Origin of the sequence: Agriterribacter sp., from assembly GCF_035444585.1 — a bacterium.
Taxonomy (GTDB): Bacteria; Bacteroidota; Bacteroidia; order Chitinophagales; family Chitinophagaceae; genus Agriterribacter.
On sequence record NZ_DAOMOZ010000152.1, the window covers coordinates 1 to 11407 of the forward strand.

The following is an 11407-nucleotide window of genomic DNA, read 5'->3' on the forward strand; positions in this document are numbered from 1 at the left end:
GGGGTGATGATAAAACAAAAGTGAAACAATACAATGTAAGAAGCAATATAGATGTTTCTGTTACGGATAATTTTGAAGTTGGTTTTGACCTGTCAGGACGCGAAAAAAATACGGAACTCCCGCAAAGCGGCCCGGGCGGCGATGTGGGTGCTTTTGCAAGTGTGAGCCCGCTGCAGGAAGCGTATATCGGCGGAGATTATCGTTATCCCGGTGAAGGATGGTCGCACCTGAATCCCGTGGCAAGATTACTTAGCCCCGGCTACAGAAAGTACAAGGCAGATATTTTAAGCGGCACCATTCGTTTTAAATGGAACATCCCGTATGTGAACGGTCTGGCACTGGATGGATTTTCGAGTATAGTTAAAACTTTTAATTACGATAAGGTGTTTAATTACACCTGGCCCTATTATGAAAGAGTTCCTAACACGGATTCAATTGTGCAAAAGGAGTCAAGAACGGTTGAGGATATAGGTTTAAGAGAAGATTTTTATCAAAGCCAGAGGATAACCAATAATATAAAGCTTTCTTACAATACTGTAATTGGCGGCGACCATAAGATCGGGATCTTTGTTGCGTATGAGCAAATGGATTACAAAACCAATAACTTCTGGGCGCAGCGCCTGGGTTATGATTCTCCATTGCTTGATCAGCTTTTCGCAGGCAGCACCAACCGAAACAACTGGAATACAGACGGGAGAGCAGCGGAAAATGCACGTCGAAATTATTTTGGCCGCGCCAGTTATGAATTCAGAGGTAAATACCTGCTTGGATTCAGTGCCCGTTATGATGGCTCACCTGTTTTCCCCAAAGAAACCCGCTATGGTTTCTTCCCCCAGGCTTCTGCCGCATGGGTGGTGAGCAAGGAGTCTTTCATTCCTGAGAATGTGTTCAGCAATTTTAAAATAAGGGCATCATGGGGGCAACTGGGTAACGACAGGGTAGACCCCTTCCAGTATATTGGCGCATTTGGCTATTCAGCAGGTTGGGTTGTTAACGGAACGGATGCCCGCGGCATAGCAGCTACTTCTACCCCTAATCCTAATATTACGTGGGAAGTAAGTGAAACAACTGATCTGGGTCTGGAACTGGGCTTTTTGCAGAACAGGTTAACGTTTGAGCTGGACTTATACAAGACCAAAACCACCAATATCCTTGGAAGAAGACAGGCTTCTATTCCGGGTTATACCGGGCTGATATTACCTGATGAGAATATCGGAAGAATGGACAATAAAGGATTTGAAGTTCAGGCAGGATACAGGCAGAACGTAGGGCAGGTAAATGTAATGTTAAATGCAAACCTTGCTTATACCGAAAATAAGATCATTTATTTTGATGAAACGCCCCAGTCCGAGCCGTACCAGAAACTGGAAGGACAACCTCTCGGTTCCGCTTTGGTTTACAAGTCAATTGGTATTTACAGAACAGAAGATGACCTGACCAAATATCCGGCCTATCCGGGTGCTACGGTTGGAGGGTTGATCTTTGCAGACCTGAACAATGATGGTGAAATAACCAGCAATGACCAGTACATGTTTAATACAACCGTAAATGCCGGCGCCGTTCTGCCCAAAATGCAGTTTGGATTCAATATCGGATTAGACTACAAGGATTTTGATTTGTCTGTTTTGTTTGCAGGGCAAAGCGGTGCCAAGTGGAGGCTCAGCAACGGATTTAACTCGGGGGCCAATGGCAATGGATTGCGGTATGTAGCGTTGAATAGCTTTTCATTAGACAATACAAATGCAGAGCTCCCGATGATCTCCCCAACGGGTTTCGCTGCTTCTAACAGCGATTTCTATTATCGCAGTTCTACCTGGCTTCGTTTAAAAACAGCCCAATTGGGATACACACTTCCCCGAAGCCTGATGACCAGGTTCAAAATTTCGGCATTGAGGCTGTATGTATCCGGTGACAATCTTTTCATGGTATTTAACAACCTGAAAAAATATGGTGCGGGTGATCCTGAAACATCCCCCCAAACAGGCAACGGTGGCGTATATCCCATTATGAGAACGATAAGCGCCGGACTTAACATCACTTTTTAATACCCGAAGTATGAAATATTTAAATATAAATAAAGCAGTAAAAAAAATTACAGCCCTGTCGTTGATCTGCGCTGTCACGGTTATTTCCTGTAACCGTGATCTGCTGGATAAAAAGCCTCTGGACGCCATATCCGAAGATGCGGTTTTCAACGATCCCACTTTTTTGCAGAATTATGTGTACAATATATACAACGGCATTAAACCACCATGGAGCCCGGGCAGCGGCGGTTATGAAGCGTTAACCGATGTAGCCGTATCCCAGCCCGAAACCCACGACAGGGCTGCGGGGATCCGTGAATATATTACTGGCATCATCACTCCGGATAATATCACCGATCTTACAAATCTCTGGGATGAAGAATACGGCTATATCAGGAAGGCGAACATCTTTTTTGAAAAAGTGGAGACTTCCGATATTGATGTGGCTAAACTTGACCCTATGAAGGGCGAAGTACATTTTTTAAGAGCATGGATGTATTTTGAGTTAATGCGCACATATGGCGGTGTTCCTATAATTACAAAAAGCTTTAAGCTGGATGAGGAGAGCTTTGATACACCCCGGAATACGTACGAAGAATGCGTTGCATTTGTTTTGAGCGAATGCGACGAAGCTATAAGCCTGCTGGATGGCGTGCCTGTAAATGAAGGAAAGATCAGCAAAAATGCAGCCCTGGCGTTAAAGGCAAGGATGCTTTTGTATGCGGCAAGTCCTTTAAATAACCCTTCCAATGACAAATCAAAATGGCAGGCGGCTGAAGTGGCAACGAAGGCAGTAATTGATGCCGGTTATGCGCTGCATGCAACAACCGCCGATTTGTTTATAAAACCATTAAAAAATGACGAGACCATTTTTGGAAAATCGTTTACCCCCGCTACAAGGATACCCGACTGGGGTTATAATTATGATTACTGGCCTTCCGGCTTTGATGCAAGGCAACGTTTGATGCCAACGCAAACATTTGTCAATATGTTTCAAATGGCCAATGGAGAATATCCCTACCTGGCCGATGGCATTACGGTGAACCCCGCTTCGGGGTATGATCCGCAAAAACCCAACGATAACAGGGACCCGCGGTATTATACTTCTATTCTTTATCCCGGCGCCGGTCCCGTTTTTATACAGGACGGATCCAAAACCACGCACAGGGTTTACGAATACTGGGAAGATGCCAATCCCAACCCCGACAATGCGCCTCCCTACACCAATCCCAATAAAGTGGATCCTGAAAACGGGCAAACCCTTTTTGATTTTGGACGCGATTCCAAAACCTATTGGGTAAAGGGGCTTACTCCCTTTCACTGGAGGGTACAAACGGGTTACACATTCAGGAGATTGCTTGACTTTGACGGGCCGCGTGCAAGCTATGATTTTAACTACAACCAGGTAACGGTGTTCATGCGGTTAACAGAATTTTATTTAAACTATGCGGAGATCCAGATCGCCCTGGAGAACGAACCGCTCGCCCGTGAATACCTCAACAAGATCAGGCAAAGAGAGGCTACGAACATGCCGGATATCACCAGTACCGGAGCAGATCTTGTAAGAGATTACAGAAATGAAAGAGCAATAGAATTGCAACTGGAAGATCAGCGTTTCTTTGACCTTATGCGCTGGAAGGCTGCACCCGGCAATATTGATATTCCTATCCGGGGGCTCACCAGCGTTAAGATGGACTGGGCCGGCGCACAGGCAGGTGATTTGCTGGGCAAACTGACCTATACATATGGAGTGATACCCGAAGCGGAAGTGAGAGCGCCATGGAAAGGAGATCATTATTATCTCTTCCCTATTCCCAATGACGAAATTAAAAAGAGCAACGGCGCTTTGGTACAAAACCCGGGGTATTAAAGCTTCACTTTAAAACAAGAAAAGAGAGGTATTTGCCTCTCTTTTTTTAACAGACTCTCCAATTTAAAGGCAAGGTTAGCTGCATTGTTATTATTCTCGGTCTAATTGATATATTTACTGATTCCATTAATGCATGATTAATACAATTAGTAACAACGTAATGAGACTTAAGAAATGCGAGAAAAGCTTATTTGTTATCGCTGAAATTTCGTAATAGTTTATAATAAAACCGTTCAAGTAGCCGCATGTCTTCTGTAATAATATCAGCCTGTGCCAGCAGCCCGTTTCTATGGTGAAGCCGCTTCCCGTAATTGGTTAATAACAATAACGCATGTGGCAATTCCACCCGTGCAAGATACCCGCTATCGATTGGCGTAGTTTTTATATAGTCAATTTTTCCAATAACCGGGCCATACTGCTGTAAGCTGTTCATTCTGCTTTTCTGCAATAGCCAGTAATTAAAATTTGTTTTCACTGCGGCTTCTTCTTGTATTGCTGAAGTCGGGACTTATACACAGCTAAATCAGCTTTAGAAAAGTTCTTTTTGCCTTTTAGCATTTTAATGGCTGTTTGCAACGCTTCAATAGCCTTGGCTTTATCTCCTGCAAACCAGTAACACCCTGCCATGTTATAATAAAGTTTGGGCACATTAATAAGCTCCGGATAGATTACACTATCAATTTCCGCCTGGTACGCCTGAGCACCTAACCTACAGATTTCTACGGGCAACCTTAATTTGGTTGAATAAAATGTGATGGCGTCACTGATGATGTGATAAACCGGCTCCTGATAAGTAGGGGTTACTATCGCAACCTTACCATACTCATAAGCCTTTTGCAAATCGGTTTCGAGCAAAGCACCAATGGTATAGAAGGCAATGTGAGGTGTATATTTTAGCTTGGGCTCCTTTTTAACTATTTCATCAATCATCGCTAAAAGATCTGAATCTGATCTGAGTGGAGTATTAGGGTTCAGACGCCGGTCCCCTCTATAGTATCTCAATTCATAACTTACGGAATCATCCAATGCTGCTAAATATCTGTTTGAATTCTGTTGGACAAACGCACGTTTTATATCCCAGGTATTGTTCACTATTTGCGGTAAAATTATATTAAGCTTATGGGGATGCCCCATCCAAGCCAGTATCCCGTCTGCATTTACTACAAAAGACTTGGGTATACCCCGCTCTCCTGAAGCATCTAACCAGTTTCTTTCCATAAAGTTACTGTCCTCTACTGCCACCGTATAATCCATACGATATCCCATGCTGTCTACAAAAGCTTTTATCTTCTCCATTGTAGTAGCTTTCTTTTCCATAACGTCCATGCCTATAATAGTTACCCTGTCTTTATATTGATGGGCTAAGTCCGAAAGATGCGGCATAGCAGCTTTACAGGGAGCGCACCAGGTAGCCCAGAACTCAACAATATATATCCTGCCTTTTTCAAAGCGTTGAACCGGTTCACCCTTCAGCCACTCCTTTACCCGCAGCGGAGGCGCAGGATCTCTGATACTCAGCAAAGGAGGCTTTTCATCTTGCGCAAAAGCAACAACCGTTATAATACATAATAACAGCAATAACTGAAAATTCATTCGTATAATAATACAGAGCATTTTTTTATTTAACATCACGACTTGATGTTTTAAAGCCATAAAAATGTGTCGTGTGACATTCAATTATACCACTTATAAAACTGCAGTGTACTTATCTCGGTACACTGCGGTAACAAATAAAACGGTCAACAAACTATAAGACATTGACAAGTACCCATAGAATTTGAACTACATGTACCTGAAACCCCTTCGCAAGTTGTGCCCTTAGCACCCATACAGACATTATCACAGTTAGAACCGCAGGTTCCGGCGTCACCGCTACCTGCCATAATCTTTTTCATTTCAGCCCTGCTCAACTTTCCTTGAATATTGGCAAGGCTCATTTTTATTCTTTTCATTGTTTTAAAATTTAAAGTTAATAAAATGATTCCTGCCTGCAGCTTTCAAAGATTTTTATAATCTCTTTATAATCCAATTTTTGGAGGTTGTATTATACAACTGTTCTGCTCTCTCCTGCTTAATGTTACTTCTTCCGGCGATCAACTTAGAAAATAAAACAAAAGCGCTATAGAACCATGTAAATATGCCCAAATCAATAGAAATAGATTGCGGATAAATCTTTAATTTTAAAGCTATAATACAATGAATAACCAGTACCGGGATTTCCAATAATGCAGGCAAATCAATGGTGCACCTTTGTATTCCTGTTCAATTGGACGAGGAAGCTCCATGCTCCGTAGATACTTTTGTTGAAGTAAAAATAAATAAGCTCAAAAGATCAGTATGATTAAACCATTTTTTTTAATCCTGTTAACGTTTTCCATTACGGCTTTTGCCCTGCCGGGGAAAGCACAGTCCCCTGTTATATGGAGCATTGGTAAACCCGATCATTCCGCAGCTGAATTTGCACTGGCTCCCGATGGGTTCAGGAAATTTATAGCGCACGACTTTGGCTTTGAAGATAAGTTCTTCCTGGTTGGTCATTCCCTTGAAAAAAATGATTTTCCTTATGTGCTCCCGGGCCCGGTGAATACATGGGGAGGTACATGGTCTACTTCGGGCTGGCGGATCAACCAGGTAAACATTTTATTTGGCGTGGAGAGCATGACCACGGATGGAAATTATAAATTGGTTATAGCGCTTGCAGATTACGCTAAGGAATTTCTCCCCCTCATAAAAGTGTCTGTAAACAACCAATCGGTTAAACAGCAGCTTACCGCAACAGGGTATGATCCCGGCAGGCAAAAACGCCCTTCTTATAAAGAGCCTTTAGGAGACACGCTTTCCATTACGGGTAACCTTATGCATGCAACTTCACGGGTAATAGAGATACCGGTTGAAAAAGGTGTGATCAAAAAAGGCGCTAACTGCATCACGATCGAAGTGCTGGAAGGATCGTGGATATTGTTTGATAATGTACGGCTGGAAGGCAGCCCTTTAAAGATGGTAAAGCCGGGTAAGGCTTTTGTAAGGGATGTAAAAGCGGCAGATTATGAGCTGCTGCCTGAAGGTAAAAGGATACAACCCCTGCTGGTCAATGTTGAGCACCTGCAGGGCTTACCGGTCATTGGCATTGAGCTGGACGGGAAGCTGATCTTTGAAGAAAAAGCCGAAGAGGGAAATTATGAGTTCGAAGCGCCCATGCCTGCTGTTGAAAGCCCCGGGCAAAGCAGCTACAGGGTTTTGGCAGATGGACTTACAATAGCAAAAGGAACGGTGGAACGCTCTGCGCAGCGGCTGCAAACCTTAGCCGGTTATGTAGATACCCGCATGGGAACAGCCCATTCGCGGTGGATGATCGCACCCGGCCCGTGGATGCCGTTCAGCATGGTGAAGCTGAGCCCGGATAACCAAAATTCCGGCTGGCAGGCAGGTTATCAGCCGTCATTTGAAAGTGTGGGCACCTTCAGCCATATTCATGAATGGACCATGGGCGGACTGGGTATTTTTGCATCCAACGGTGCATTGAAAACAAAAATAGGCGATGAGCTGAAGCCGGGCTCGGGCTACAGGTCGGAGATTGATAAAAAAACAGAAGAGGCGCCCATCGGGTACTACAAAGTTCAGCTCAAAGATTACGATATAAAGGCCGAAATGACTGCAACTACCCGCTGCGGATTGATGCGGTTCACTTTCCCGCAGAACCGCGACAGCTCACGGGTGCTGGTAGATCTGCATATACCCTCCGAATATGATTACCGCCTAAAGGAGATCATCCTGCGGAAGATCAGCGATCACAGGATCGAAGGTTTTGCGCACCAGTTCTCACCACGCGTATGGAGCAACGATGCCGAACAGGACTATACCGTTCATTTTGTTATAGAATTTGACAAGCCTTTTCAATCCATGGGAGGCTGGATCAATGATACGGTCTCTTATGGAGATCATTTTCAGGCCAAAGACATCAAAGAAGCAGGGATCTTCCTTCAGTTCAACGCCAAAGCCAACCCCGTTGTTAAGGTACGCACCGGTATTTCACTGGTGAGCATTGAAAATGCCCGGTTAAATTTAACAACGGAGTTAACGGGCCCGTTTGGATGGGACTTTGAAGCGGTAAGGCAGCACCAGGCCGATCAGTGGAACGATATTTTTAACCGGGTTAAAATTACAACAACGAACAGGCAGGAGAAAGTACGTTTTTACAACGCGATGTACAGGTCGGTCTGCAGCCGCAATACCTGGAGCGATGTTAACGGGCAATGGAGAGGAACGGATGGCAAGATACAGCAGCTAAAAGGTGCAGATGATGTTGCCCTGGGCTGCGATGCTTTCTGGAATACATTCTGGAATTTGAACCAGATGTGGAATTTGATCACACCGGAATGGAGCAACCGCTGGGTAAATTCCGAGCTCGCCATGTATGATGCATACGGATGGCTGGCAAAAGGCCCGGCAGGAATGAATTATGTACCGGTAATGGTAGCGGAACATGAAATACCGATGATGGTGGGCGCATACCAGATGGGAATACGGGATTTTGATGCAACAAAGCTGCTGGAAGCGGCAGTTAAAATGCAAACAACCCCGGCACAAAAAGTGTACACAGGCTTTGCCGGCAACCGCGATCTAACGGAATACCTGAAGCATCAGTACGTTCCTTCGGATAAAGGCCGTTTTTCAAATTCAATGGAATATGCATACGATGACTGGACAGTTGGGCAACTGGCCAAATCATTGGGCAAAACAGAACTGTATAAAAAATTCAATGATCGTGGAGGCTGGTGGAAAAACACTATGGATAAAGATGGCTACTGCCATATGAAATTGAGCAATGGTGAATGGGCGCCCGGTTTTGACCCCTTTCGCAGTGGCGCCAACCACCACTATGTGGAGGGCAACGCATGGCAGCTCACTTTTTTTGTTCCCCAGGATGTTCCTGCACTGGTGAACCTCATAGGGAAGAAGCGGTTTATTGACAGGCTGGAATGGGGATTTGAAGCGAGCGAGCCCTGGCGCTACAATGGAATGAATGACCAATACTGGAATTATCCGGTAGTGCAGGGAAACCAGCAGTCTATGCACTTTTCGTTCCTGTTCAACTGGGCCGGAAAACCCTGGTCAACACAAAAATGGACCCGCTCTATATTGGAACGGTATTACGGGTACGGTGTTGGCAATGCCTATCTGGGCGATGAAGACCAGGGTCAGATGAGCGCCTGGTTCGTAATGGCTGCATTGGGATTGTTCCAAACCGATGGCGGCTGCAGCATCAATCCCGTGTATGAAATTGCAAGCCCGCTTTTTGAGAAAATTGAAATTGACCTGGGTGAAAGGTTTGGCCGCGGCAAAAAATTTGTAATAGAAGCCAGGGGTGCATCCCGGAAGAATATGTATGTTCAAAGCGCGGTGCTGAACGGAAAGGAGCTGAAATCGTTTAAATTTCCTGCTGCCGAATTGTTAAAAGGCGGTTCCCTGGTCATGCAAATGGGAGCGAATCCCAATACGAAATGGGGAATTGATAATAAACAGCCATAAAAAAGATGAAAAGCAATTATTTACTATTGATGCTGCTGATGATCACTATGGCAGCTTCTGCACAGGAAAACAAACTTTCCGGCAAAACATTGTCCGAAAAAATAAAGCACAATGAATACTTTCATTTTGTAAAAGCCAAAGCGCTGGAAGTAATGAAAACCGGGTTTAATGCGGGTGACGGTTACCGTGAGGTATGGATCAGGGACTACAATACCTTCATAGAGCTGGCTGCGCAGGTATATAAAAAGGAAGTGCTGAAAGAAAACCTGCTGGTTTTTTTACGAATGCAGGGAGAAGATGGAAATATTATTGATGGTTTTACTCCGGTTAAAAAGGTGGGAGAAGTTGAATACGACTTTACCTACTCACCGCTGGAGCCGCGCTATGCCGGTCACAAAAATACGGTGGAGACCGACCAGGAAAGCTCGCTGGTGCAAAGCATATACAAATACATCCAGCTAACCAACGACCGCAGCATACTGGATGAGATGATCGGTAATAAAACGGTTGGCGAGCGGCTGGTTTGGTCTATGGAATTTTTAATGAATAAGCGCTTCAACAAACAATACGGGTTAATTACCGGCGCCACTACGGCCGATTGGGGTGATGTGCAGCCTGAACATGGATGGGGAGTAGACATAGATGAAAATACACATCCTGCTATTGATATTTATGATAATGCCATGTTCATAATAGCATTGAATGACTTAATGGAAATGATCCCTGCATCCAAACAAAAGTGGCAACCCGTAAAAAACAGCATTGCACAGAACTGCAGGAAACATCTGTGGGATAAAAGCAGGCAAAAATTCATTCCGCATATCTATCTTGAAGGCTCTCCTTTCCCCGCAGGCTTCAATGAAAACGAGATCTATTATTTTGGCGGTACCGCTATTGCCATAGAGGCAGGATTGCTAAGCAAGAAAGAAGTAAAAACTTCGCTGGATGAAATGGTGAGCAGGGTAAAGAAAGCGGGTGCCGCTTCTATAGGATTGACGCTGTATCCCCCATACCCGGCAGGTTACTTCGCCAATAAGATCATGAATCCCGAATACAGCTACCAGAACGGTGGCGACTGGACCTGGTTTGGCGGCCGGATGATACAGCAACTGATCAGGTACGGGTTTGTGCAGGAAGCGTATGAACAGGTATTGCCGATGGTTAAAAGAGTAAAAGATAACAATGGCTTTTACGAATGGTATTCCGTTGATAACAAACCGCGCGGATCAGGAACCTTCAGGGGAGAGGCTGGTGTTTTGTACACTGCAATTGTAATGCTTGAAAAGTTGAAGTAACTGCGTTTGGCCTTATTAGTGACCTGTGCGCTTTATGTGTGGAGATATAAATCTCCGGGGAACATAGCAGGTGCGAAGTCGGGAGACTTCGCACAGCGGGGGCGGAAAGAAAAGCCAACGCTGATAGCGATCTGTGAGCTTTATTCAAAAGCGGTCTGACCCTTCTGCGGCGGGAGCCGACTGTTTATGGATATGGATTTGCAATGACCCTGAAAGGGTCGAACAAAGTGTTTTATATATAATCCTTTGCACTTTATTTTGCCTCCCATAAATATGCGGCCCCGATGAGCGCAGCATTTTCTCCGAGTTGGGCAGGCGCCAGCATGCAGGAAAGTGTATGCCGGCGAAGTGCTTCTTCACAATAGGATTTGAACAGGTGCCAGGCTTTGGCAATATTGCCGCCCACAACGATCCTTTCGGGAAAATGGCCGGGAAACCGGTCTTTCAGTACTTCCCCGAGCGTATATCCGAATTCTTCAAACAATTTCATGGCAATTGCATCATTACCGGCAATAGCGGCCAGTTCTTTTACGCCGGTCACTTTTTCTTTTTTTCTTTTTGCATATTCTGTAATGAACCACCTGGAGCTTAAAAATTCTTCGGCCCGGCTTTCGCGGAAAGGAAAGCACCACAGGTCGCCTTCCCGGAAAATACCATGTTCGTACATTGCCGATCCCAATCCTGTTCCC

General features: G+C 44.8%; 7 protein-coding genes. 4 read left to right on the forward strand and 3 right to left on the reverse strand.

The window, feature by feature from the left end; translation table 11 throughout:
• Both PLH26_RS15215 and PLH26_RS15220 read left to right on the forward strand, forming a co-directional pair.
• Window positions 1-2045, forward strand: a 2045-nt coding sequence (locus PLH26_RS15215; protein ID WP_324586886.1) for a SusC/RagA family TonB-linked outer membrane protein, incomplete at its 5' end; no start/stop codon positions are given.
• Between the two features lie 10 nt (window positions 2046-2055).
• Window positions 2056-3894 carry a RagB/SusD family nutrient uptake outer membrane protein gene (locus PLH26_RS15220; protein ID WP_324586887.1) on the forward strand — a complete coding sequence of 613 codons (1839 nt, stop codon included), beginning with the start codon at window positions 2056-2058 and terminating at the stop codon, window positions 3892-3894.
• Between the two features lie 187 nt (window positions 3895-4081).
• Here the strand turns inward: PLH26_RS15220 and PLH26_RS15225 are convergent, their stop codons facing one another.
• Both PLH26_RS15225 and PLH26_RS15230 read right to left on the reverse strand, forming a co-directional pair.
• Window positions 4082-4342, reverse strand: a complete 261-nt coding sequence (locus PLH26_RS15225; protein WP_324586888.1) for a hypothetical protein — start codon at window positions 4340-4342, stop codon at window positions 4082-4084.
• Between the two features lie 23 nt (window positions 4343-4365).
• Window positions 4366-5547, reverse strand: coding sequence for a TlpA family protein disulfide reductase (locus tag PLH26_RS15230; RefSeq protein ID WP_324586889.1), 1182 nt, complete (start codon window positions 5545-5547; stop codon window positions 4366-4368).
• A 684-nt stretch (window positions 5548-6231) separates the two neighbouring features.
• On the opposite strand from PLH26_RS15230, the gene PLH26_RS15235 reads away from it, so the two are divergent.
• Together PLH26_RS15235 and PLH26_RS15240 are read left to right on the forward strand one after the other, a co-directional pair.
• Complete coding sequence (locus tag PLH26_RS15235) at window positions 6232-9423, forward strand: GH92 family glycosyl hydrolase (RefSeq protein WP_324586890.1); 3192 nt, start codon at window positions 6232-6234, stop codon at window positions 9421-9423.
• A gap of 5 nt (window positions 9424-9428) precedes the next feature.
• Window positions 9429-10718 (forward strand): GH36-type glycosyl hydrolase domain-containing protein, encoded by a 1290-nt coding sequence (locus tag PLH26_RS15240; RefSeq protein ID WP_324586891.1) that lies wholly within the window; start codon window positions 9429-9431, stop codon window positions 10716-10718.
• A 253-nt stretch (window positions 10719-10971) separates the two neighbouring features.
• On the opposite strand, the gene PLH26_RS15245 is transcribed toward PLH26_RS15240, so the two are convergent.
• The coding region (locus PLH26_RS15245) for an ROK family protein (RefSeq protein WP_324586892.1) at window positions 10972-11407 on the reverse strand (436 nt) is incomplete at its 5' end.

Excerpts from the sequence above, each read along its gene's own strand:
- PLH26_RS15240 (WP_324586891.1), top strand. The coding sequence starts at position 9,429 with ATGAAAAGCAATTATTTACTATTGATGCTGCTGATGATCACTATGGCA.
- PLH26_RS15220 (WP_324586887.1), top strand. The coding sequence starts at position 2,056 with ATGAAATATTTAAATATAAATAAAGCAGTAAAAAAAATTACAGCCCTG.
- PLH26_RS15235 (WP_324586890.1), top strand. The coding sequence starts at position 6,232 with ATGATTAAACCATTTTTTTTAATCCTGTTAACGTTTTCCATTACGGCT.
- PLH26_RS15230 (WP_324586889.1), bottom strand. The coding sequence starts at position 5,547 with ATGGCTTTAAAACATCAAGTCGTGATGTTAAATAAAAAAATGCTCTGT.